Origin of the sequence: Clostridium sp. AF17-21AC (assembly GCF_003461365.1) — a bacterium.
GTDB lineage: Bacteria > Bacillota > Clostridia > Lachnospirales > Lachnospiraceae > Coprococcus > Coprococcus ammoniilyticus.
The window spans coordinates 463,857-488,526 of sequence record NZ_QTWY01000002.1 but is presented as its reverse complement, the minus strand read 5'-3'; the positions used below and the strand labels follow the sequence as shown (position 1 = coordinate 488,526).

The 24,670-nt window shown below is 40.6% G+C and carries 25 protein-coding genes, 1 rRNA gene and 1 pseudogene; 23 read left to right on the top strand and 4 right to left on the bottom strand.

Annotated elements, in window-relative coordinates; translation table 11 throughout:
• Positions 1–65 precede the first annotated feature (65 nt).
• From DWW85_RS05180 to DWW85_RS05160, 5 genes are all read left to right on the top strand, one after another.
• Positions 66–2,953 (top strand): 23S ribosomal RNA (locus DWW85_RS05180).
• A 458-nt stretch (positions 2,954–3,411) separates the two neighbouring features.
• Entirely contained in the window at positions 3,412–4,686 is a 1,275-nt protein-coding gene (gene proA / locus DWW85_RS05175) for a glutamate-5-semialdehyde dehydrogenase (protein WP_117807746.1), read from the top strand.
• 38 nt (positions 4,687–4,724) lie between these two features.
• A complete protein-coding gene (gene iorA / locus DWW85_RS05170) occupies positions 4,725–6,593 on the top strand; it encodes an indolepyruvate ferredoxin oxidoreductase subunit alpha (protein ID WP_117807744.1) in 1,869 nt (622 codons plus the stop codon).
• Positions 6,593–7,165: an indolepyruvate oxidoreductase subunit beta gene (locus DWW85_RS05165; RefSeq protein WP_117807742.1), complete on the top strand. Its 573-nt coding sequence runs from the start codon at positions 6,593–6,595 to the stop codon at positions 7,163–7,165. Before iorA ends, DWW85_RS05165 begins: the two co-directional genes overlap by 1 nt.
• A gap of 37 nt (positions 7,166–7,202) precedes the next feature.
• Entirely contained in the window at positions 7,203–8,438 is a 1,236-nt protein-coding gene (locus DWW85_RS05160; protein ID WP_117807740.1) for a phenylacetate--CoA ligase, read from the top strand.
• A gap of 59 nt (positions 8,439–8,497) precedes the next feature.
• Here DWW85_RS05160 and DWW85_RS05155 read toward each other — a convergent pair whose 3' ends face one another.
• Both DWW85_RS05155 and DWW85_RS05150 read right to left on the bottom strand, forming a co-directional pair.
• Entirely contained in the window at positions 8,498–9,094 is a 597-nt protein-coding gene (locus tag DWW85_RS05155) for a cytidylate kinase-like family protein (protein ID WP_117807739.1), read from the bottom strand.
• A 33-nt stretch (positions 9,095–9,127) separates the two neighbouring features.
• On the bottom strand, positions 9,128–10,489 hold the full coding sequence (locus tag DWW85_RS05150) for an SLC13 family permease (RefSeq protein ID WP_117807737.1): 1,362 nt from the start codon (positions 10,487–10,489) through the stop codon (positions 9,128–9,130).
• A 334-nt stretch (positions 10,490–10,823) separates the two neighbouring features.
• Here DWW85_RS05150 and tgt point away from each other — a divergent pair, with 334 nt between their 5' ends.
• Both tgt and yajC read left to right on the top strand, forming a co-directional pair.
• Positions 10,824–11,957, top strand: a complete 1,134-nt coding sequence (gene tgt, locus DWW85_RS05145) for a tRNA guanosine(34) transglycosylase Tgt (RefSeq protein ID WP_008401543.1) — start codon at positions 10,824–10,826, stop codon at positions 11,955–11,957.
• A 12-nt stretch (positions 11,958–11,969) separates the two neighbouring features.
• Entirely contained in the window at positions 11,970–12,326 is a 357-nt protein-coding gene (gene yajC / locus DWW85_RS05140; protein WP_008401544.1) for a preprotein translocase subunit YajC, read from the top strand.
• Between the two features lie 92 nt (positions 12,327–12,418).
• Here yajC and DWW85_RS05135 read toward each other — a convergent pair whose 3' ends face one another.
• Positions 12,419–13,291, bottom strand: a complete 873-nt coding sequence (locus DWW85_RS05135) for a PHP domain-containing protein (protein WP_008401545.1) — start codon at positions 13,289–13,291, stop codon at positions 12,419–12,421.
• A 251-nt stretch (positions 13,292–13,542) separates the two neighbouring features.
• Here DWW85_RS05135 and DWW85_RS05130 point away from each other — a divergent pair, with 251 nt between their 5' ends.
• Positions 13,543–14,250 (top strand): nitrogen-fixing protein NifU, encoded by a 708-nt coding sequence (locus tag DWW85_RS05130; protein WP_008401546.1) that lies wholly within the window; start codon positions 13,543–13,545, stop codon positions 14,248–14,250.
• A 20-nt stretch (positions 14,251–14,270) separates the two neighbouring features.
• A complete protein-coding gene (locus DWW85_RS05125; protein ID WP_008401547.1) occupies positions 14,271–15,281 on the top strand; it encodes a GGGtGRT protein in 1,011 nt (336 codons plus the stop codon).
• 323 nt (positions 15,282–15,604) lie between these two features.
• Here the strand turns inward: DWW85_RS05125 and DWW85_RS12675 are convergent, their stop codons facing one another.
• The gene (locus DWW85_RS12675; protein WP_181986501.1) at positions 15,605–15,895 is read right to left on the bottom strand and encodes a tyrosine-type recombinase/integrase; all 291 of its coding nucleotides are present in this window, start codon (positions 15,893–15,895) and stop codon (positions 15,605–15,607) included.
• 63 nt (positions 15,896–15,958) lie between these two features.
• Here DWW85_RS12675 and DWW85_RS12900 point away from each other — a divergent pair, with 63 nt between their 5' ends.
• The 14 genes and pseudogenes from DWW85_RS12900 to DWW85_RS05060 all read left to right on the top strand — a co-directional run bounded on the left by DWW85_RS12900 (position 15,959) and on the right by DWW85_RS05060 (position 24,612).
• A complete protein-coding gene (locus tag DWW85_RS12900) occupies positions 15,959–16,759 on the top strand; it encodes a phage head morphogenesis protein (protein ID WP_242996040.1) in 801 nt (266 codons plus the stop codon).
• Positions 16,760–16,850: 91 nt separating this feature from the next.
• Positions 16,851–17,063 (top strand): glutamyl-tRNA amidotransferase, encoded by a 213-nt coding sequence (locus tag DWW85_RS05110; RefSeq protein WP_117807736.1) that lies wholly within the window; start codon positions 16,851–16,853, stop codon positions 17,061–17,063.
• Positions 17,064–17,102: 39 nt separating this feature from the next.
• On the top strand, positions 17,103–17,786 hold the full coding sequence (locus DWW85_RS05105; protein WP_117807734.1) for a helix-turn-helix domain-containing protein: 684 nt from the start codon (positions 17,103–17,105) through the stop codon (positions 17,784–17,786).
• Positions 17,783–18,745, top strand: coding sequence for an IS3 family transposase (locus DWW85_RS05100; protein WP_181986500.1), 963 nt, complete (start codon positions 17,783–17,785; stop codon positions 18,743–18,745). Before DWW85_RS05105 ends, DWW85_RS05100 begins: the two co-directional genes overlap by 4 nt.
• 145 nt (positions 18,746–18,890) lie before the next feature.
• Entirely contained in the window at positions 18,891–19,160 is a 270-nt protein-coding gene (locus DWW85_RS05095; RefSeq protein ID WP_117807731.1) for a DUF6275 family protein, read from the top strand.
• A gap of 123 nt (positions 19,161–19,283) precedes the next feature.
• Positions 19,284–19,568: a hypothetical protein gene (locus tag DWW85_RS05090; protein ID WP_147340894.1), complete on the top strand. Its 285-nt coding sequence runs from the start codon at positions 19,284–19,286 to the stop codon at positions 19,566–19,568.
• A 224-nt stretch (positions 19,569–19,792) separates the two neighbouring features.
• Entirely contained in the window at positions 19,793–19,960 is a 168-nt protein-coding gene (locus tag DWW85_RS12670; RefSeq protein WP_173784089.1) for a hypothetical protein, read from the top strand.
• A 112-nt stretch (positions 19,961–20,072) separates the two neighbouring features.
• Positions 20,073–20,441: a MerR family transcriptional regulator gene (locus tag DWW85_RS05085; protein WP_161117288.1), complete on the top strand. Its 369-nt coding sequence runs from the start codon at positions 20,073–20,075 to the stop codon at positions 20,439–20,441.
• On the top strand, positions 20,431–21,288 hold the full coding sequence (locus DWW85_RS05080) for a DUF6591 domain-containing protein (protein ID WP_117807728.1): 858 nt from the start codon (positions 20,431–20,433) through the stop codon (positions 21,286–21,288). Before DWW85_RS05085 ends, DWW85_RS05080 begins: the two co-directional genes overlap by 11 nt.
• Positions 21,289–21,495: 207 nt before the next feature.
• Complete coding sequence (locus DWW85_RS12895) at positions 21,496–21,669, top strand: TetR family transcriptional regulator (protein WP_242996038.1); 174 nt, start codon at positions 21,496–21,498, stop codon at positions 21,667–21,669.
• Positions 21,666–21,941: a hypothetical protein gene (locus DWW85_RS12890; protein WP_242996036.1), complete on the top strand. Its 276-nt coding sequence runs from the start codon at positions 21,666–21,668 to the stop codon at positions 21,939–21,941. The genes DWW85_RS12895 and DWW85_RS12890 overlap by 4 nt, the downstream gene beginning before the upstream one ends.
• Positions 21,942–22,025: 84 nt before the next feature.
• Positions 22,026–22,649 carry a TetR/AcrR family transcriptional regulator gene (locus tag DWW85_RS05070; protein WP_117807727.1) on the top strand — a complete coding sequence of 208 codons (624 nt, stop codon included), beginning with the start codon at positions 22,026–22,028 and terminating at the stop codon, positions 22,647–22,649.
• A gap of 84 nt (positions 22,650–22,733) precedes the next feature.
• Positions 22,734–23,197, top strand: a pseudogene (locus DWW85_RS05065) (CatB-related O-acetyltransferase).
• 65 nt (positions 23,198–23,262) lie between these two features.
• Positions 23,263–24,612 carry an MATE family efflux transporter gene (locus DWW85_RS05060; protein WP_117807726.1) on the top strand — a complete coding sequence of 450 codons (1,350 nt, stop codon included), beginning with the start codon at positions 23,263–23,265 and terminating at the stop codon, positions 24,610–24,612.
• Positions 24,613–24,670: the final 58 nt, after the last annotated feature.

Below are 24,670 nucleotides of genomic sequence, written 5' to 3'. Positions count from 1 at the left end.
AAACGCGAATCAAGTTATCGAAAGATAGCAACGGACCACAGCATATCAAGCTACGTATGCTGTAAGGTTAAGTTAGAAAGAGCGCAGGGTGGATGCCTTGGCACTGAGAGCCGAAGAAAGACGTGATAAGCTGCGAAAAGCTGCGGTAAGGAGCAAATATCCGATGACCCGCAGATATCTGAATGGGGAAACCCGGCTGAGCAAACCTCAGTCACCGTATACTGAATACATAGGTATACGGAGGGAACCCGCTGAACTGAAACATCTAAGTAGGCGGAGGAAGAGAAAGAAACATCGATTCCGTAAGTAGCGGCGAGCGAACGCGGAAGAGCCCAAACCGTTGTGCGTGCACGACGGGGTATGGACTGCGATATGGCAGTGTAGAAGATAGTAGAAGGGTCTGGGAAGTCCCGCCAGAGAGAGTGAAAGCCTCGTACATGAAATCAGAAACACACCTAGCAGGATCCGGAGTACCACGAGACACGAGAAACCTTGTGGGAAGGCGGAGGGACCACCCTCCAAGGCTAAATACTACTCAGTGACCGATAGCGCATAGTACTGTGAAGGAAAGGTGAAAAGGACCCCGGGAGGGGAGTGAAAGAGAACCTGAAACCCTGTGTTTACAAGCTGTGGAACTGCGAATAAAGCAGAACCGCGTACTTTTTGTAGAACGGTCCGGCGAGTTTCTTGTGCTGGCAAGGTTAAGTACCTCAGGTACGGAGCCGAAGTGAAAGCAAGTGTTAATAGCACGTAAAGTCAGTATAAGAAGACCCGAAACCGGGTGATCTACCCATGTCCAGGTTGAAGTTGCCGTAAAAGGCAATGGAGGACCGAACGCACATCCGTTGAAAAGGGTGGCGATGAGGTGTGGGTAGGGGAGAAATTCCAATCGAACCCGGAGATAGCTGGTTCTCCTCGAAATAGCTTTAGGGCTAGCCTCGTATTAGTCTAGCGGAGGTAGAGCACTGAATATCCTAGGGGGCGTCAAAGCTTACCGAAGATTATCAAACTCCGAATGCCGCAGAGATGATGTACGGGAGTCAGACTGCACGAGATAAGTTGGGTAGTCAAAAGGGAAAGAGCCCAGACCATCAGCTAAGGTCCCAAAGTGTGTGTTAAGTGGTAAAGGATGTGGGATTTCGAAGACAACTAGGATGTTGGCTCAGAAGCAGCCATACATTCAAAGAGTGCGTAATAGCTCACTAGTCGAGAGGTCCTGCGCCGAAAATGTCCGGGGCTAAAACACACCACCGAAGCTATGGAATGTGAAAACATTGGTAGAGGAGCATTCTTAACGTGACGAAGCTGTACCGGAAGGAGCAGTGGAGTGTTAAGAAGAGAGAATGCCGGAATGAGTAGCGAGATTTAAGTGAGAATCTTAAAGGCCGAATATCTAAGGTTTCCAGGGTAAAGCTGATCTTCCCTGGGTAAGTCGGGGCCTAAGGCGAGGACGAAAGTCGTAGTCGATGGATAACAGGTAGAAATTCCTGTACCACATACAAACAGAACTGTGGGGACGCAGAGAGAAAGCCAGAGCCGGAAATGGAAAAGCCGGTGCAAGCGAGGTATCCGTAAGGGAGGCAAATCCCCCTTGCAAGGAGAAGACGTAATGCGGAGTGAACTATAAGTAACGAAGCTGGTGAGCTAGCTGCCAAGAAAAGCCGCTATTGTTTTGTATGTGCCCGTACCGTAAACCGACACAGGTGGATGAGGAGAGAATCCTAAGGCCGGCGGGAGAAGTGTTGTTAAGGAACTCGGCAAAATGACTCCGTAACTTCGGGAGAAGGAGTGCCACAGAGATGTGGCCGCAGAGAAATGGCCCAAGCAACTGTTTAGCAAAAACACAGGTCTATGCAAAACCGAAAGGTGAGGTATATGGGCTGACGCCTGCCCGGTGCTGGAAGGTTAAGAGGAGAGCTTAGCGCAAGCGAAGGTTTGAATTTAAGCCCCAGTAAACGGCGGCCGTAACTATAACGGTCCTAAGGTAGCGAAATTCCTTGTCGGGTAAGTTCCGACCCGCACGAAAGGCGTAATGATTTGGGCACTGTCTCGACAACACACCCGGTGAAATTGAAATACCAGTGAAGATGCTGGTTACCTGCGCCAGGACGGAAAGACCCCATGGAGCTTTACTCCAGTTTGATACTGGGATTCGGTACTGTCTGTACAGGATAGGTGGGAAGCTAGGAAATGATGACGCCAGTTGTCATGGAGCTGACCTTGGGATACCACCCTTACAGTACTGGGTTTCTAACCTGCAGCCGTGACCCGGCTGGGGGACAATGTCTGACGGGGAGTTTGACTGGGGCGGTCGCCTCCGAAAGGGTATCGGAGGCGCTCAAAGGTTCCCTCAGAATGGTCGGAAACCATTCGAAGAGTGCAAAGGCAGAAGGGAGCTTGACTGCGACACCGACGGGTGGAGCAGGTACGAAAGTAGGACTTAGTGATCCGGTGGTATAACGTGGGATTGCCATCGCTCAACGGATAAAAGCTACCCTGGGGATAACAGGCTTATCACTCCCAAGAGTTCACATCGACGGAGTGGTTTGGCACCTCGATGTCGGCTCATCGCATCCTGGAGCTGTAGCAGGTTCCAAGGGTTGGGCTGTTCGCCCATTAAAGCGGTACGCGAGCTGGGTTCAGAACGTCGTGAGACAGTTCGGTCCCTATCCGGCGTGGGCGTAGGATATTTGAGAGGAGCTGTCCTTAGTACGAGAGGACCGGGATGGACGGACCGCTGGTGTATCTGTTGTTGACCAACAGCATGGCAGAGTAGCCAAGTCCGGCAGGGATAAACGCTGAAGGCATCTAAGCGTGAAGCCCCCCTCAAGATTAGATATCCCATTCTTTAAAGAAATAAGACCCCTTGAAGACTACGAGGTTGATAGGTCTGAGGTGTAAGTGCGGTAACGCATTCAGCTGACAGATACTAATAGGTCGAAGACTTATCCTGAGAGGTTCGAAAGATAAGCGGGAAAGAGATTGGAGAGAATGAAGTCGCAAGACTTTCTGTATGAAATTCTGAAGGTACATGAAATAGTTTAAAAAAAGAAAGCGTCAAAAAACGCTTTCTTTTTTTGTGTATAAATATTAATTTAAAATATGAAATAATCATTCTGTACCTCATAAAAGATTGTAAAATATAAAAATTAAAAAGCAACGGCATGTTATTCTTAGATAGCCGGATATTGAAGGCTGTTATGGTATTTAAAAACTAATATAATGGTAAAAGATTATGTATTTTTATTGCAATTACATACATAAATCTATAAAATAGATATGGTGAATCATACATAAACAGTGCGAAAAAGGGTATATATCTGATATATTATATCAGATAAACAAGAACAATAATTACAGATGTATTGTAATAGAAAGGAAATATAATAGCAGGCAGCTATTGAAAAAGGTATGGGAATAAAAGAAGAAACAATAAAAATGAAAGCGGCAGCACCTTATCTGGCAGCTTCTTCGGTAGAACAGAGAAATAAAGCACTTCTACTGGTTGCAGAGAATTTAAGGGCAAATGCGGCAAAGATTTTTGAAGAGAATAAACGAGATCTGGCAGCGGCAGAAGAAGATCATATTGCACAGGCAGTAATGAAACGCTTGAAGTTTGATGAGGGAAAACTAAGAGATGTTATAAAAGGAATTGAGCAGTTAGTTGCTCTGCCTGATCCATTAGGAAAGGTGACATTAAAACGCCAGTTGGATGAGGGATTAGTTCTGAATCGTGTCACCTGTCCGATTGGTGTTATCGGAGTTATTTTTGAAGCAAGACCGGATGCACTTGTTCAGATATCATCTCTTTGTATTAAGAGTGGAAATTGTGCGATACTAAAGGGTGGTAGGGAGACAACATATACCAATCGTATCCTGTTTCAGATTATACATAACAGTATAATAGATGCAGGATTGCCGGCAGATTGTATGCTTCAGGCAGAGCAGCACAGTGAGATTGATGAACTTCTGTCGTGCCATGAGACGGTTGACCTTCTGATACCGAGAGGATCGAACAGTTTTGTTCAGTATATTATGAATCATACAAAGATTCCTGTTATGGGACATGCAGATGGAATCTGTCATATTTATGTAGATAGAGATTATGATCCAAATAAAGCGATTCCGATTATTATCGATGCAAAGACCCAGTATACAGCAGCATGTAATGCGGTGGAAACTTTGTTGATCCATAGAGATATAGCAGAAAAATTTCTTCCGGTTCTTGCAAAAGCATTAAAGGAAAATGGAATTACGCTTCGTGGAACAAAGGAAGTAACAGATCTGATTGGCGGAGAGACAATCGGTGAACAGGAGTTCAAAGAATATCTGGATCTGATTGTTTCTGTTAAGATTGTAGATACGGTAAATGATGCGATCGCACATATCAATAAATACGGTTCCCATCATACAGACAGTATCATTACCGAAAATGCGGAAACTGCAGAATTATTTATGCAGATGGTAGATTCTGCCGGAGTTTATCAGAATTGTTCAACTAGGTTTGCGGATGGTTTCCGTTATGGTTTTGGTGCAGAGGTTGGAATCAGTACAGGAAAGATCCACGCAAGAGGTCCGGTTGGTCTGGAAGGGCTTGTTACTTATAAATACAAACTGTTTGGATGTGGACAGATTGTAGATGATTATGCAACAGGAAAGAAAGAATTTCATTTTAAAGATTTATAATAAAAATCATTCACAAGATTATTACAGGAGTTAGAAAGATGCATAAGGAATTTCGAATGGGAAATGAAGCAATTGCGCTTGGGGCAATTGCTGCCGGGGTAAATTTGATTTCCGGATATCCGGGAACGCCATCGACAGAGGTACTTGAGACGGTTGCAAAGAACAGAACAAATGACTGTTATGTAGAATGGTCGGTTAACGAGAAGGTTGCCATGGAGGTAGCAGCCGGTGCTGCTTATTCAGGCGCGAGAGTTATGGTAACAATGAAGCAGGTCGGATTAAATGTGGCATCTGATCCGTTGATGAGTCTGGAGTATGTGGGAGTAAAAGGCGGTATGGTGATTCTGGTTGCCGACGATCCGGGGCCAATCTCATCACAGACAGAACAGGATACGCGGACATTTGCAGCATTTTCAAAGGTTCCATGCTTTGATCCTACATCGGCACAGGAAGCTTATGAAATGGTACAGGAGGCTTTTGAGTACTCGGAAAAATATAAAACACCTGTATTCTTAAGACCGACAACAAGAGTGTGTCATGGATATGCAACGATTGAAGTAAAGGATGCAGCAGAATACAAAAAGAATGAATCGGAGGGATTTGTGAAAGATTCCAAACGGTGGGTTATTTTCCCGAAGCTGTCCTTTCAGGCACATCGGAATATTGAAAAGCGAAATGTCGAGCTGGGGGATGCCTTTTCTGAATATGACAGAAATGTTGTGAGCAGGAAGACAGAGACAAGATTTGGTATTGCAACCGGTGGAATCAATTATACATATACAATGGAAGCCCTGGGAGACGATGCAGAAAAAATAGCGATATTTAAAGTAGCGACCCCGTTTCCGTTCCCGGAACGAAAAGCAGTTGAATATCTGGAACAGTTAGATGCGGTTTTATGTGTGGAAGAATTAGATCCGGTGATCGAACGTGCGCTTACCTATATAGCGGGCAAATATCATCTCCCGGTAAAGATCTATGGTAAGCTGACCGGTCATGTAGCAGCCTCAGGTGAGAACACGATTGACAGTGTAAAGGACAGTATCACACAGTTCTTATTGGATCAGGGTATTGCAGTAGACCGGTACAAGGCGCTTACCGCAGGTGAAAAGAACAATCAGTCGGAAGAGTTGGCAGAGATGCCGGAGCTTCCAGTACGTCCACCTGTATTATGTGCAGGTTGTCCTCATCGTGCTTCCTTTTATGATGTAAAATGCGCTATGAAGGGAAAGAAGACAATCTTTTGCGGAGATATCGGATGTTATACACTTGGAAATGCCATGCCGCTTGATATGGTTGACACTTGTCTGTGTATGGGCGCAGGGCTTGGAATTGCGCAGGGTGTTTATCATACAGAACCGGATACGACATGTTTTGCATTTGTTGGAGATTCTACATTCTTCGCGTCAGCAATTCCCGGCGTCGTAAATGCGGTTTATAATCAGGCAGATATGACATTGATCGTTCTTGATAATTCCACGACGGCTATGACAGGACACCAGCCACATCCTGGAACCGGACATACGATGATGGGAGATATTGTAAATAAGATTGATATTGTTGGTATCTTAAAGGGAATTGGTCTTAAGACAGTAGAGACGATCAATCCATTTGAGCATGAAGCAGCGGTACAGACAGTTGCGCGTGTTGCAGCAGAACCGGGTGTGAAGGCAATTATTTTCAAATCTCCATGTATAGCCATTACGAAGTCGTCCAGATGTATGCATATAGATACAGATGCATGTATAGGTTGCCAGAAATGTATCAGAGAGATCGGTTGTCCGGCACTTTACACATTTGAAGGCAAGGTTTGTATCGATGAAAGTCTCTGTACAGGATGTACTTTGTGCAGCCAACTCTGCCCGGTACATGCAATCGGGGACGGACAAGAAGAAAGGGGGCAGGCATAATGAATAAGAATATTATTCTGTGTGGTGTCGGTGGACAGGGAACAGTGCTTGCATCCAAGCTGATCGCAGCCGCAGCTATGGAGAAAGGAATCCCGGTTATGAGTGCGGAAACGATCGGTATGGCACAGCGCGGAGGAAGCGTATTCAGCCATGTAAGAATGGGTGAAAATCTGTATTCACCAATGATAGCAAAAGGAACAGCAGATATGATCCTGGGATTTGAACCGGGAGAAACGGTGCGGATGCTTCCTTATCTGAAAAAAAACGGAGCAGTAGTCGTCAGCAATCGTGCGGTTATGCCGGTTACAGCATCGCTGGCGAAGACCGGTTATAACGGAGCATCTATGATTGATTATTTGAAGACACAGGTAGATCAGGTTCTGGTGATCGATACAGATCAGGCATGTGAAACTCTTGGGTCTGCAAAGGTGTTAAATGTCCTGATGCTTGGAGCCGCAATCTCGACCGGTATGCTTGGACTTGAAAAAGAAGATATCAAACAGGCTTTGATAAAAAGATTGCCGGAAAAATTACATGAGCTGAATTTCAGAGCACTTGATTATATACAATAAAAATATTTTATAAAATAGAAAGTTTGGAGGATAAATAATGGAGATTTCAGAGTTACAGATCAGTCAGGTCAATAAACAGATCGAAGCATTGATTAAGGCTGAAAGTTTTTATGGAAAGAAGCTGGAGGAAGCAGGAATTACAAGAATTTCGACACCGGAGGATTTTAAGAAGCTTCCATTTTCAGAAAAAAAAGACCTGAGAGATGCATATCCACTTGGTTTAATGACAGCGCCGGAAAGTGAGATCGTTCGTATCCATTCATCATCAGGAACAACAGGACTTCCGGTTATTATTCCATACACAGCAAAGGATGTAGATGACTGGGCGATTATGTTCAAGCGTTGTTATGAGCTTGCAGGTATCACGAATATGGATCGTATTCAGATCACACCGGGATATGGACTCTGGACGGCAGGAATCGGCTTCCAGAACGGAGCAGAGAAGTTAGGTGCTATGGTCATACCTATGGGACCAGGAAATACGGATAAACAGCTTCAGATGATGCAGGACATGAAATCTACTGTCCTTTGTTCGACGTCTTCCTATGCACTTCTTCTTGCAGAGGAGATCGAGAAACGTGGTATCAAAGATAAGATTTGCCTGAAGAAGGGTGTGATCGGTTCTGAACGCTGGGGCGAAAAGATGAGAAAACGTATCTCAGAGGAACTGGGAATTGAATTATATGACATCTATGGTTTGACAGAGATTTATGGACCGGGTATCGGAATCAGCTGTAAATATGACAACGGTATGCATTACTGGGATGATTATGTCTATATCGAGATTCTTGATCCTGTAACCTTAGAGCCGGTTCCGGATGGCGAAATGGGTGAGATTGTTATAACAACGCTTGTAAAAGAGGGTGCACCTCTGATTCGTTATCGTACACATGATCTTTCAAGAATTATTCCGGGAGATTGCCCATGTGGATGCAAGCATCCAAGGTTAGGTGTGATTATGGGAAGAACGGATGATATGATGAAAATTAAGGGTGTAAATGTATTCCCAAGCCAGATTGAAGAAGTATTGAAGGAATTCCCTGAATTATCAAGTGAATATCAGATTCGTATCTCCCATCTGGATGGAAAAGACACAATGAGAATCTATGTAGAGACGGATGGAAGCGTAGATTTCGTAGAGTTATCTAAGCGTATTGCAGAGAGAGTAAAGAGTCGGATTGGATTTACCCCACTTGTTAAGGTTGTAGAGATTGGGGTGCTTCCAAGAAGTGAGAAGAAGACAAAACGTGTAATTGACGAGAGATATGAATAAAGTAGAAAGCCGGATATGACATTTCATACCCGGCTTTGTTTCTGTCAGTAAATTATGAATTACAGATCAAATTTTGTTTTTACAAAATCTTCAATGATATCGGCGGTCTTTTTGAAGCCCAGGACGGTTGAATTGATCGTCATATCATAGTTCTTACTGTTGCCCCATTCCATATCAGTGTGATCCTTGTAATATGTTTTTCTGTTACGGTCATGACGTTTGATCGTAGCTTCAGCATCACGTTGGGATAACTGCTTGGTTTCCATAGTACGCTGTAACTTCGCTTCGGCATCAGCGACAATAAAGAATGAAGCTACACAATCCATATCCTTTAATACATAGTCGGCACATCTGCCAACAATTACAAAGGATTCTCCGGATGCTGCCTTTTCTTTTATAAAATCGAACTGAAGACCGGCAAGAATCTCTTCCGGAGAATTGCTGTATCCCTGAACGGTACGAGAGAACAGATATTTTCTAGGTGACTCATCATAGTCTTTAATATTATCTGTATCAAAATTATTCTGTTTTGCAACTTCTTCAATTAGATTACGATTGTAATATGGGACATTAAAACGTTTTGCAATGTCCTGAGCAATTACATGTCCGCCACTTCCATATTCACGACCGATCGTGATAATAACCTGTTTGTCCATATTTTATAACCTCCCTAAAAATATGTAAGTTTCTTAGAAGACGCTGTTATATCGAATAAATACACCGAGTGTACAAATGATCATAACAAGAATAGTAGCAGGAGCCATCTTCTTACAATATTCGCCCCATCCGACCGGATGACCTGCTTTAGCAGCTACTGAAGTACCAACAACATTTGCGGAAGCACCGATAGGTGTTGCATTTCCACCAATATCTGTACCAATGGCTAATGAATAGGCAAGGACGGCAAGAACCCCACCATTACCTGCTGCAAGTTCTTTGATAACAGGAACCATAGTAGCAGCAAATGGAACATTATCGATAAAGGCACTGCAGATAGCTGAGAGCCAGATGATAATAGCAACCATGATATACATATTTCCACCGCTGACGTTTTTGATGAATTTTGCAATGACTTCCAGAATACCGGTCTGCTCCAAACCACCAACGACAACAAATAAACCAATAAAGAATAAGAGTGTCTTGTAATCAATCTTCTTTAAAAGTTCCAGTACATGTCTGCCGGAACAGATCAGTGTGATTATAGCTATTATAACACCAATCGCAGCAACTGTCAGCCCTGTCTGTGTCTGTGTAAGAAGCAGAACAACAGAAAGCAGGAAAATAACACAGCTGAAGATAAATCCGGATTTGTCTGTAATTGCTTCTGAAGGACTTGGTATTGTTGAGGTATCAACCCCACCTTCATTTTGCTTTAATTCCTTACGAAAAGCAAGATAAAAATAGACAATCATAATAACCAGTGAAATAAGAACAAACACACCGGTATTTGTCAGAAAATCAAAGAATGAAAATCCAAGTGAGGTACCGATGATGATGTTTGGTGGATCACCACAGACGGTAGCAGTTCCACCGAGGTTGGAGCAGAAGACTTCTGCCAAGATCATTGGAACCGGATTGAATTTTAATAATTGTGAGAGTTCTACTGTTACAGCTGCAAGGAACAGAATAACCGTGATACTTGCAATGAACATGGAAAGAAATGCTGACAGGATCATAAAGGTGATCAGAATTGGAACAATTCTGTATCGTACAAGCTTTGCAATCAGCATGCAGAGCCATGTAAAGAAACCTGCACGTTTCATACCTTCAACCATGACCATCATACCGGCAATAAAAATAATGGTCGCCCAGCTGATACCGCTGGAATCTTCAGATGCTTGTCCAACTGTATGCCAGAAGCTGGTTGTAAAAATGCTTTTAACGTTTAACACTTCCATGATAGCCTGTCCACTGTGCAGACAGATACCAAGGACAAAGATGATGGTGAGTAATCCACAGCCCAGCGTTATAAGATAATGTTCGATCTTATCAAGAACGATCAGCACAAACATAGCCAGGAAGATGGTTACTGCTAAGATGGATGCTAACATGTTTCCTCCTTCTTGAGAGATACCTGAAAATCATAATGGTAGTATCTCTTCTTATTTATAATATTTTTTTTCCGTTTATCATTATAGGAAGATTGCACAAAAAGTCAATATTTTTCGGTAAAGGTTCGGTAAAGGACGATGAAAATTGATAAAAAACAAGTAAATATGACTAAAAATAGAGTGAGTAAATAAAAAATAGTCATTATATTTGGTACAAATGTTACAGTTTTCAATCGTATTGTGGATAGGAACAAAATTAATAAGAAGAAACTGTTGCATTTCCGTTCAGACTGGGGCATTATAGAGAAAGAATATTAAAGGAGAATGAGTAATTATGTATAAAATTATTTGTAAAGATGGCAGAGCAAAAAGAGCTACCTTTACGACTGTTCATGGTACAGTGGAAACTCCTGTATTTATGAATGTGGGAACTGCTGCTGCGATCAAAGGTGCAGTTGCTACGACAGATCTGAAAGAAATCGGCTGTCAGATTGAATTATCAAACACCTATCATTTACATGTAAGACCGGGTGATGAGGTTGTGAAGAAAATGGGCGGTTTACATAAGTTTATGTATTGGGATCGTCCAATTCTTACGGATTCTGGCGGATTTCAGGTGTTCTCGCTTGCAGGACTTCGAAAGATTAAAGAAGAAGGCGTTACATTTAACTCGCATGTAGATGGACGCAAGATATTCATGGGACCGGAGGAAAGTATGCAGATCCAGTCTAATCTTGCATCTACGATCGCAATGGCGTTTGACGAGTGTGCACCTGCAAAGGCGGAACGTTCTTATGTGGAGAATTCGGTTGCCAGAACCTATCGTTGGCTGGAGCGCTGTAAGGCAGAGATGACACGTTTAAACAGCCTGCCGGATACGATCAATAAGGAACAGATGCTATTCGGAATCAATCAGGGCGCAGTATATGAGGATATTCGTATTGACCATGCAAAAAGAATTGCAGAGCTGGATCTGCCGGGGTATGCTATTGGTGGATTGGCTGTTGGAGAGACAGCGGAGGAAATGTATCATATTCTGGATGTAACCGTGCCATATCTTCCTGAGAATAAGCCGGTTTATCTGATGGGTGTCGGAACGCCGATCAATATACTCGAAGCAGTTGACCGTGGTGTGGATTTCTTTGACTGTGTATATCCATCCAGAAACGGACGACATGCACATGTATACACAAAACATGGAAAACTGAATCTGAAGAATGCAAAATATGAGACAGATGACAGACCGATTGAAGAAGGTTGCGGATGTCCGGCATGTCAGCATTACAGCAGAGGTTATATCAGACATCTGTTAAAGGCAAATGAAATGCTTGGTATGAGATTTTGCGTCTTGCATAATTTGTATTTTTATAATAATATGATGAAAGAGATTAGACAGGCTATCGAAGAAGGCTCATATGCATCGTATAAAAAGTCTATGATAGAGAGTTTAACATCAAATGAAGTTTAGAAGGAGAATATTATGAACACATTAGGAATGGTTTTAAGCGGTAGTACACCAGCAAATACAGGTAGCAGCACAATGTTTATTGTTGTATATATCCTGATCTTTGCTGCAATTATCTACTTCATGATGATCCGTCCACAGAAGAAGCAGAAGGCTAAGACAGAGGAAATGCATAACCAGATGGAACCGGGTGACAATATTATGACAACCAGTGGTTTCTATGGCACAATCCTTGATATTGTAGATGACACAACTATCATTGTTGAGTTTGGTAATAACAAGAACTGTCGTATTCCAATGCATAAGAATGCAGTTGCTGAGCTTGAAAAGAAGAATGCAGCAGTAGTGGAAGAAGACAAGGAAAAGAAATAAAGAATAGCTTCTTAAATTTAAGAAGATATCAGAACAGAGAAAAGTCTCCATATTCAGTGGAAAAACTGGATACGGAGATTTTTTTCTGTTCTTCAAAAAAGATGCGCTTTTATATTGTCCAGAATTCCTGTGGTGATCCGCATACCGCCGCGCCCGGTTCCGAGAGAGATGTCCGGTTTGATCACACCGTGGAAATCCGTACCGCCGGAGACAAACAAGTCATGTCTGTCTGCAATCGCCCGGAGCTTTCCGCTCTCATAGGAATTATTAGAAGAATGATAAGCTTCTAAGCCCTTTAACCCAAGTGGTTTCAGATAGTCCAGTAATTCCTCAATCTGGTTATAACCAAGCTTATAGAGTAATGGATGTGCGAGAACTGCACATTTGCCATATTGGTTGATGATCGAGAGAGCACGTTCACATGTGACCTCCGGTTTCGGAAGATAGTATCTGCATTTTTCGCCAAGGTATTTTTTAAATGCCTGATCCTTGTTCTTGACAATGCCGTCCTCAATCAGAACTCTTGCAAAATGCGCACGGGTAATGACTGTATCCGGATTTCCCTCTTGAAGTTTTTCAATGGTCATATCGATGCCGTCACGCTGAAACAGCTTGCACATTTCCACATTTCGATTAAAACGTGCATCTTTTAAAGCGTTCAATTCAGCAAGAAGTCCGGGATTGGTATAGTCCATATAGAAGCCCAGAATATGGATCTCGCGTGAACCATAGTTGCACGAAAGTTCGATACCGGGAATCAATTCCATAGGGAGAGAATCCTGTGTATCCGGGGCCGGCTGATGATTTTCCATGAACCGGATTGCTTCCGGGACTCCATCAACCGTATCGTGGTCGGTGATCGCCAGAGCGGCAAGTCCCTTATCAAGAGCCATCTGGCACACTTCAGATGGAGTAAAAGAACCATCCGAAGCAGTTGTATGGACATGTAGATCTATAAAACGCATATGTATTCCTCTTTTCTTTATACAATGTAGGATTGGTTTACCGAAATCTAAAAAGATAAAAGCAAACCAAAATAATTATAATATGAATCTAAAAACATGGCAAATTTTTAGACAAACTTATTGATATTTTTTATTAATTGGTATAGACTTAATTGACGGTTTATGAGAAAATATGTCTGATGGTTACGAAAAAAGAATAGATATTCATAACCGCTTTAAGCAGATTTTCATATTTCGAAAGGAGATTCACAATGATTTATTCACAGGAAGTTGAAAACATGTGCCCAGTTGGACAGGGCGTACATCATGGATGTGCTCCAATTCCAGAAGAAGCAAAATGGGTACAGGCAAAAGAAGTAAAGGATATTTCAGGCTTTACACATGGTATTGGCTGGTGTGCACCACAGCAGGGTGCCTGCAAGCTGACATTAAATGTTAAGGAAGGAATTATTCAGGAAGCATTAGTTGAGACAGTTGGATGTTCAGGTATGACTCATTCAGCAGCTATGGCAGCAGAGATCCTTCCGGGACTTACAGTTATGGAAGCTCTTAACACAGACCTTGTTTGTGATGCTATTAACACAGCTATGAGAGAGTTATTCTTACAGATCGTATATGGTCGTTCACAGAGTGCATTCTCAGAGGATGGACTTGCTATCGGTGCTGGTCTTGAAGATCTTGGTAAGGGACTTCGTTCACAGGTTGGTACTATGTACGGTACATTAAAGAAGGGTCCTAGATACCTTGAGATGGCTGAAGGATATGTAAATGCTATCGCTCTTGATGAAGAGGGTATGATCATTGGATATAAATTCGTTAACCTTGGTAAGATGACTGATTTCATTAAGAAGGGTGATGACCCTAACACAGCTTATGAGAAGTCATGTGGACAGTATGGACGTGTTGCAGATGCAGTTAAACTCATCGACCCACGTACAGACAAAGAGATTGAGAAATAATAGAAGGAGGTAACGATATAATGGCATTATTTGAATCATATGAAAGAAGAATCAAACAGATCAATGAAGTATTAAACAGCTACGGTATCTCCTCAATCGAAGAGGCAGAGAAGATCACAAAGGATGCTGGTTTAGACGTATACAATCAGGTAAAGAGCATTCAGCCTATTTGTTTTGAGAATGCATGCTGGGCATACACAGTAGGTGCAGCAATCGCAATCAAGAAGAACTGCAGAAAGGCTTCAGAAGCTGCAGCAGCAATCGGTGAAGGCCTTCAGTCATTCTGTATCCCAGGTTCAGTTGCTGATACACGTAAGGTTGGTCTTGGACATGGTAACCTTGGTAAGATGTTACTGGAAGAAGAGACAAAGTGCTTCTGTTTCTTAGCAGGACATGAGTCATTCGCAGCAGCAGAAGGTGCGATCGGTATCGCAGAGAAAGCTAACAAAGTTCGTAAAGAGCCACTTCGTGTTATCTTAAACGGTCTTGGTAAGGACGCTGCTCAGATTATTTCAAGAATTAACGGTTTCACATTTGTTGAGACTGAGTATGATCCATATACAAACACAGTTAAAGAAGTATTCAGAAAGTCTTACTCAGAAGGACTTCGTGCAAAGGTTAACTGCTATGGTGCGAACTCTGTACCAGAAGGTGTTGCTATCATGCACAAAGAGGGTGTTGATGTATCTATCACTGGTAACTCAACAAACCCAACTCGTTTCCAGCATCCGGTAGCTGGTACTTACAAGAAGGAATGTAACGAGTTAGGAAAGAAGTACTTCTCAGTTGCTTCAGGTGGTGGTACAGGTCGTACACTTCACCCAGATAACATGGCAGCAGGTCCTGCTTCCTACGGTATGACAGATACACTTGGACGTATGCACAGTGACGCTCAGTTCGCTGGTTCATCATCCGTACCTGCTCACGTAGAAATGATGGGTCTGATCGGTGCTGGTAACAACCCTATGGTTGGTATGACAGTTGCTGTAGCTGTTTCTGTAGAGGAAGCAGCAAAGGCTGGTAAGTTCTAAAAAAGCTAGTATTTATGCGGTTTCTGTTTCTGCTGGAATGTGCCAAAATTAGTGCGTAAGACACAAATAAGACACAGGTAGAACACAGTCGTAGAACACAAATAATTGCCCCGGGAGATTATATGCTCCCGGGGTTTTTGCTATTATTGTATCAGTTCTATTTCTTCTTTTAATTGATCTAAAGTTCTGTGGGTGTACACTTTCTCAGTCACATCCTCGATAGAATGACCAACTATCAGCTTTATGATGTATTCATCCATGCCAGCATTTTTTGCCAATGTAATAAATGTATGTCTTGTATCGTGAGGACGGTGGGAGAGTTTTTATTTTCCCATGACCTTATTCCAACGGCTTCTGTATTTGTCGTATGTCATGCGCATACCAGACTGACTATCCGAATCATTGAATAAATAATCGGATTCCAATTCTTTAGCCTGATCTACTCGTTTTATGATCAAATCTCTTATTTTTGGATGAATAGGAACGCACCTGTTGCGCCCTGCATCAGTCTTAAGACCGCCGAACATGGTATTATTTTCCAGATCAATATCGGCTATTTTCAAGATAGACAGTTCTTGTGGTCGCCATCCGCTGTATATACCAATTAGAATCATATCAACAACACCATAGTTTATGTTCTTCCAGAGTAGATCTATTTCCTTCGGCGTGAATGGAACATGGATGATCTGAGGCTTTCCACTTTTGATGGCAATACAAGAGATCTGCATAGACTGCTTGACGGACAGATTCGTGAAATAGATGAACCTTTTGAAGCTGGTGGTGTACAAGTAGATGCTCCGGGGATGTTTGGAGATCCGGCGGAAGACTGCAACTGCTGGTGCTGTCTCTTGCAGCGTGCCAGATGGGCGCTGGATGATGAAGAGCTTCAGACTCTAAAGGACAGGGCAGCATACTTTGATCTTGACAAGACAGATGAGTTTGAGAAGTACCAGCGGAAATATCTGGGGATAACTCAGGAAGATATTGATAATATAAAAAATAGTGTTAAAATAAAGAAAATTGAATTACCGTCAGAAACCGACAATATAAAGGGAATGTCAAATGAAACAAAGCAAGCCATTTGTGATGCATTTGATAAGATAAAAGAAGAATACAATGTACGTATAAACAATATTGATTTAGAAAGTTTAGGTAGTGGCAATGAAAAAGTGCCATTTCAGTATGTTCCAGAGAATGTTGGCGGTTTTTTGAAATACAAACTTGTGTTGAATAAAGATTATGATTTTAATGGGAGTCTAGAAGCATTTTCTGCTAGAATTATGAGAAACCATAATAATAATGTGTTGGCCGCTCAAAATGTTGAAGACTTAATCGCACATGAGATGGCGCATGTACTAACATTTCAAAATTGCGATATATATGGTTTATTTTTACAAATGGAAGAGAAAGTTAGGAACAGTTTATTAGAGGTGGTTCATTATATGCGGATAGTACGTATGATGGAGCTGAAACAATAGCAGAAGCGTTTGTACAATATAGACATGGTGAAGAATTGCCAACAAATATTATGAAATTACTAGAAAAATATGTATTAAAGAAGGTAAAGTAATGGTTATTTTTTCTCAGTGTTTGGATTGCAAAAATTTTATAGGAAAAAAAGATAATAATACATTCCATTGCAAAGCATATCCGGATGGAATCCCAGAAGATGTTTTTTGGAATAAAATAAATCACGAAAAAAATATTGAAGGCGACAATGGATATAAATTTGAAAGCTTGAATGAAAGCACTCCGCAGTATGATATGATACCTCTGAAGTAGACAAGGTAAATAACCAAAATCTACTTTGGAGGTATTTTTATGGGAAGAAAAACCAAGTGTACGGTTGAAGAAAAAATTTCTGCTGTCGAGGATTATCTGAATGGAATACGTTCTGTCTCTGAAATTATGGTAGATTTATCTATAAAAAGTACACGAACTATAAGAAACTGGATACTGGCATATCAAAATGGGGGAATAGAAGCCCTCTGCTCTGTTACAGCTAACCATTCCTATTCCAGTGAATTTAAAATTGAAATGGTTCGAAAGTATATCAACGGGGAAGGATCGGTTACCGATTTATGCGCCAGATATGGAATTCCTGCACATGCAACACTACAAAAATGGATTTCGTTGTATAATGCCAATAGAAAACTTAGGGATTATGATCCCAAAAGGGAGGTCTATATGGCAGAAGCAAGAAGAAAGACAACGCTAGCTGAACGTAAAGAAATCGTCGAATACTGTATTACCCACAACCGGGATTATAAAGGAACAGCCTCTCTATATGATGTTTCTTATAGCCAGGTGTATTCATGGGTCAGAAAATATGATATTGCTGGAGGAGATGGTCTATCCGATAAACGTGGACACCACAAAACGGATGATGAAGTTGATGAATTGGAGCGGCTGCGCCGGGAGAACCTTCGACTAAAGCGCCAGCTTGAAGAAAAAGATATGGTGGTGGAACTGTTAAAAAAAGTGAAGGAATTCGAAGGGATGTGAGGCTTGGTAAACTACGGTTTGAATCAAAATATCAGGCAATAAAATATTTTTACGAAAAAAAACAATGGAGTATCAACTGGATGTGCAAACAATTGGGCATATCACACGCTGCTTACTATAAATGGCTGCACCGGACAATTCCAGAGCAGGAATCCGAGAACACAAAACTGGCAGAACTGATAAAGGAGTATGACGAGCGGTTCGGACATATCTTAGGATACAGGCGGATGACAAGCTGGATCAACCATTTCAATCACACCAGCTACAGCAAAAACAGAGTTCACAGAATCATGAAGAAGCTGGGAATTCATTCTATTATCCGTAAAAAGAAGAAATACCAGTCGTCCAGACCGGAGGCAACAGCGAAAAATAAGCTGAAGAGGGAATTCAATGCAACGAAACCTAATGAGAAATGGGCTACGGATGTTACGGAATTCAAGGTTCCTGAGACTGGCAGGAAACTATATCTCAGTGTCATCATTGATCTATATGATCGATTTCCAGTTGCGTATGTCATAAGCGGAAGAAATGACAATAAGCTCGTGTTTGACACATACGATAAGGCTCTCAAAGATAATCCGGATGCCAGACCGATTTTTCATTCTGACAGAGGTTTTCAGTACACGAGTAAAATATTTCAGAAAAGGTTTCGTGAACAAGGCATGGAACAGTCTATGTCCCGTGTTGGACACTGCATTGATAATGGTCCTACTGAAGGATTGTGGGGGATTATCAAATCAGAGATGTATTGTATGTATAAGATAACCGACGAGGTATCTTTACGTTCGGCAATCGACAAATATATAAAGTTTTATGCCGAAGAAAGACTGCAGGAAAGATTCCATTGCAAAACGCCACTGGAAGTACGAAGCGAAGCATTATCGGCGGAAACCCCGACACAATATCCGATTGCAGAGAACAAAAGAATAGAAGCATACAAAGCAAAATGGTGTGCATAAACGTCTCATAACATAAATATCCGCTACACTGAGTCAAATGTGGCGGATATCTATAAACTTATTTTAGATTTTTTACTTGTCTACTTGACAGGGGTCTGATCAGTAGCAGGGTGCTTTTTTTATGCATAAAATAGGAGGATAAGTAATGATAGTAACAGGAATGAAACACTTTGAGAATGTATGTCGCAAGAAGTTGGCTGAATGGTATCGTAAGAATCACCCAGATATACAGATAGACGAGGGCGACATATATATCGTCTGGTCATGCAAGACATTACAGAATTATAAATGCCTTGCGTCAACATATATCAGTGGTGATGGGATATATGCTGAATATACCTACAATGGCGATAGGCAGGAACTGTATGAGGATGTATACCATAAGTTGACAAATACGTGTTATACAGAGGAATAAGAACAGAATGGTAGCTAATTCAGATCATGGTAAAAACATGGCCTTTTTTTATGCCCAAAGTCGGCTTAAGGCGGTAAAACTGTGACGATAAAATAACTCAGGCAAGAGTGATAACTGCCATGTGTGGCTACGATTAAAGCCAGAAAGGATGGAACAATGGAATTAAAGGAACTGCTAGGAGATGACCTGTATAAGCAGGTACAGGCGAAGATTGACGAGAAGAACAGCACAGAGACAGATAAGCTCAGGCATGTAAGATACACAGATCTGTCCGAGGGCAAATACGTCAGCAAGGAGAAACAACGAACATATCATGATGCATCTTCTAAAGTCAATACAAGAATATTAGCAAATGATTCTTCTGGAATAGTGACAGAAGATGGATTACTTGAATTTGGAAACTTATGACGATCTTCGAGTTCTCTGTAAATTCAACCAGATGTGGCATTTTGTCCCATGCCTGACAGATTTCAAATTCATGAATATCTTTCAGAGCTTCTCATATTCGCGAAATTTTATAAGAGAAAAATTTTTTGACAGCACGTAACGTGCAGATTTAATCTGGAAATAGCATCAGAAAGATCATAACAAACGGAAAAGTAAAATTAGAATTTGAATAGGAGATAAATGATATGTATAGAGAATCGGAAGATAATACAATTATATTTACAGCATTTAACAGAAAATTGTTAAGAGATTTAGAAGAACTGAGAAATCTTCTGGTTAGAAATAAACCTGAGAGTGCTATGAAAAAACTGAATGAATTAATTGAAGATACAAAGAGGGACATAACCGAATAATTTGTAGCATGGGAAATGGTTCGCGAAAAAAACATTCTCTTTTATGAAATAAAAAATCATAAAAGCCTTTGACAGCACGTAACGTGCAGATTTAGGCTGAAGGAGGATGTATATGGAACTAATGACTTTAAGAACAATGTGTGAACGATTGAATGTTTCAAGAAGAAGTATTCAATGTTATGAGCAGGCTGGTTTATTGAAGCCTTCGGCAAAAAATAAATATGGTCATTTGCTATATGATGAGCAGGCGTTTCAGAGAGCACAAATGATTCGTTTCTTACAACAGCTTGGGTTTAAACTGGAGGAGGTAAAAGAAATTATAGATGCACCTGATAATGTAAGAAAAGATGCGATGGAAGTACATGTGAGAATGCTTGAATGTGAAACAGAAAAAATGACGGAACTTATTCAACAGGCGAGAGTTTATATTAATAGCATTAATGGAAAATCTGAAAATGGAGGGAAGACAAATGAGAAGTAAAAAGAAAATTATAATCACAACATTTATTGGGGCAATCATGTTGCTAGCAGGTTGTCACAGTGTAGGAACAGATCAAGAGCAAAAAGATAATAAAAAAACAGACTCTGAAACTGTAAAAATTGAGGATATTGATTGGAATGTAGGAGAAGGAATAATAGATGGAGACAGACATATTGTGATGAATTATGTAAATAATTCAAAGTTGGACATTGTTTATTTCGGCCTGGACTATACTGAAAAAGAGGAAATAACGGAAGAAGAAAAACAAAAGTTTTATTCGGACATAGAGAAGAAATTTAATTTGAGTGATGACGATATGATTAAAATAAAAGAAGAAACAATTGGAATGAATACAAGTGTAGAAAGATTGGTGAAAGAAGGAGATGAAGTATCTAACGTACCATGTCACTATTTTTCTGGAATTTATTATTTAAAGGATAAAGCACATCTGGAACTTATGCAGCCGGATATTGCAACAATAGAATTCGTAAGTAATGGTAGATTATATACAGAATATTATGATTTCAAATCACAGAAATACTCCTTGGAATCTGATAGTGAAGAGACCGTACAATGGACAGAAAAAGAGATTGGAACAGAGATTGATAAGCCGGAAGCAGAAGTTATAAAAGTAACATTAGATCTGGATGATTATCTATGCTTTGATGTGTATGGAGTATCAGAGTCACAATTTGAGGAATATATGGATTTATGCAAGAAAAGGGGATATACAAAGGACGCAGATAAAGATGAGGATTCTTATGATGCGGAGCGGGATGATGGATATAGTGTTTCTATAGATTATGATCAGACAGATTGTATTATGGATGTTTCTGTTAGTAAGTAAATTTATTTATGATAGGCATAGCCGAATGGTATATTATGCAAACAAATATACCGTTCGGCTATAGTTTATTTGTTTTGTGTAAAAGCCGATATGAGAACATTTCAGGTTTTGCTTAAATGTTAAAAAATGAAGCCTTGGCAAATAAACGAACGTTTACTAAAATAAAAGTGTAAACGGTCGTTTATTTTTTGCCCGGAGGTTATTAGTATGAGTAATAGGAAAGAAGAAATATTAATTGCGGCACTTAATCTTTTCGCCAGGGATGGTTACGAGACTGCCTCAGTCAGCCAGATAGCAGGAGAACTTGGTATGACAAAAGGAGATTATACCATCATTATAAGAGCAAAAAAGATATTTTTAACTGTATTGTGGAGCGGATGAAGCAACAGGATAGTGAGCAGGCATCAGAGCATGATATGCCGGAGGATGATAAAGAGAGAATGCCTGAAAAGTATGAGACGGTGTCATTGGATGATTTTGTAAAATATAATATCATGAAGGAAAATATTGATTTTTATGGTAAGAGTGGTTTCAGACAGGCAAGCGAGTATGGTATCCGTTATCACGGATTGCCGGAGGGCTATCTGGTTGACGAGCAGGAAGTGGAAGAGTTTGATAGGCAGTTAATGATGTGCTTTTCTGTTTTTAAATAATAATTGTTGACAAGTAACCAATAGGTAACTACAATAAAGTAACCAAAAGGTAACCGATTGATGAGGCTGATTTAGGAGACAAGTATGGAGATTAAAGAAAAGAACACAAAGGACAAAATACTGGAAGAAGCTTTGAAATTATTTGCACAGAGTGGATATATGGGAACATCCATGAATGATATTGCTTCAAAGCTTGGAGTAACCAAGGCTGCATTGTATAAGCATTATAAAAGCAAGCAGGAGATATTGGACAGTATTATTGACAAAATGAATGAACTGGATATGGAGAGAGTAAAGCGGTATGAAATGCCGGAGGGCGATCTGGAAAAGGTTACAGCTGAGTACAAAGAAACAGCATATAATAAAATTAAGCAGTTTACAAAGGTGCAGTTTCTTCACTGGACAGAAGAAGAATTCTCATCCTGTTTCCGTAAGATGCTGACATTGGAACAGTACAGGGAGCCGCAGATGGCACAGTTATATCAGAATTATCTTGCAGGTGGACCATTAACTTATATAGAAGCTTTGTTCTCGAATATGCTGGGGGATGCAAGAAAAGCCAGACAGACAGCACTTGATTTTTATGGACCTATTTTTTTGCTTTACAGCATATATGATGGAGTAGATGACAAGAGTCGGGTGATAAGGCTTCTGGAAGATCACATGGATCATTTTCTACAGGAAATGCAGAAAAATATATCAAACTAAAATGTCCGGTGGTGTGATGCTGAAGGTTGCAGTTATTGAGATTTCGAGAATTATACAGATATTTTCGACAACAGGAGGCCGAAAATGAAAGATAATATTTTCCCAAGAACATTCGATAAACAGATCGTTTATCTGAAAAATGTAATAAATACCCCTGATATAGAGGTAGGGGATTATACAATGTACAATGATTTTGTACATGATCCGATTGATTTTGAAAAAATAATGTTTTGTATCATTATCCTGTTAATAAGGATAAGCTAAAAATTGGAAATGATGTGTGGATTGGATATGAAGCAGTTATTTTGTCTGGTGTAACAATCGGTGATGGCGCAATTATAGGCACTCGTGCAGTAGTAACAAAAGATGTGCCGTCATATACGATAGTTGGAGGAGTACCGGCAAAACCAATCCGTAAACGATTTGATGAAGAAACAATTCAGAAACTTAAAGAAATCAGATGGTGGGACTGGGAAGAAGAACGAATTAAAAAGAATATTCAGGCAATACAGTCTGGCGATATAAGTATGTTAGAGCGTATGAATTAGAAATAAAAACATGACTTTAATAAAGGATATATACCATTTTAATTACAAAAGAGGTGAATGTAGACATGAGTACATTTGAACATGATCTTACAAAAGGAAATATCTGGAAGCAGCTTGTATGGTTTGCTGTGCCGTTTTTTATCAGTAATTTGATCCAGTCCTTATACAGCCTGATCGATCTGATCATTTTAGGACATTTTGGCGGAACAAATTCTATATCGGCAGCTAATATCGGAGGGCAGGTGCTTGTGATCTTGACAAATCTTGCCGCGGGACTGTCAGGCGGAGGAACTGTGATGCTTGGAAATTATCTAGGATCAAAACGTAAGGATAAGATCAATGGAGCGATCAGTACATTATTCATAACATTGACAGTTATGGCAGCAGCATTTATGGTACTGTTATTTATATTAAAACAGCCGTTACTTCGATTACTTGATACACCTGAAGAGGCATTTTCACAGGCAGAACAGTATTTGTTTATTTGCACTTTGGGCCTATTATTTATTTATGGTTATAATGCATTAAGTGCAATTATGCGTGGACTTGGTGACAGCCGGACACCGATGATCTTTGTTATGATTGCATGTGTGATCAACATTATTCTGGATCTGGTGCTGGTTGCCGGATGTCATTTAGGAGCCGGTGGTGCTGCTGTTGCAACTGTATTTGCACAGGGCTGTTCGATGTTATTTTGTATAATATATTTAAAACATCATGATTTTATGTTTGATTTCAAACCATCTTCTTTTCATTTTATAAAAGAGGAATTCCACACTCTGCTTCGTACCGGATTGCCGCTTAGTATTCAAATGGTTGGTACAAATTTTTCGTTTTTGATCTTGACTACATTCATTAACAGGGCGGGTGGTGTAGCAGCATCGGCTGCAGCAGGAATAGTAAATAACTTTAATGGATTTGCAATTCTTCCGGAAGCAGCGATCAGCTCGGCTGCATCAGCCATGATTGCACAGAATATGGGCAAGAAAGATGTGAAACGATCATCAAAGACTATGCACTGTTGTCTGGTTCTCTGTATTGGTGTGTCTTTGGTCGTGTTTACGTTGATGCACATATTCCCGGAGCAGATATTTCATCTGTTTGGCGTAAAAGAAGATGTCCTAGTCTATGGTATGCCGTATATCTTTGCTTTTTCGTTTGAATATGTGGGACTTCCATTTATCATGTCATTTAATACGGTTTCAACTGCAACTGGAAATGGATGGATTACGCTGGTTACAAATATGATATCTGCATTTATCGTTCGTATTCCGTTAGCATATGTTCTGGCGTTCCTTTGTGAACTTGGTGTAAGAGGAATTGCGATATCTATACCGATCGCGACAGCCGTTGGAGCTATAATATCATTTTTATTTTACAAAACCGGAATTTGGAAAAAACACATTCTGTTATAAAAGGATTTATATGCCATATCTGAAAAATTGAGTATAATATTTCTATCCGGGCAGTACA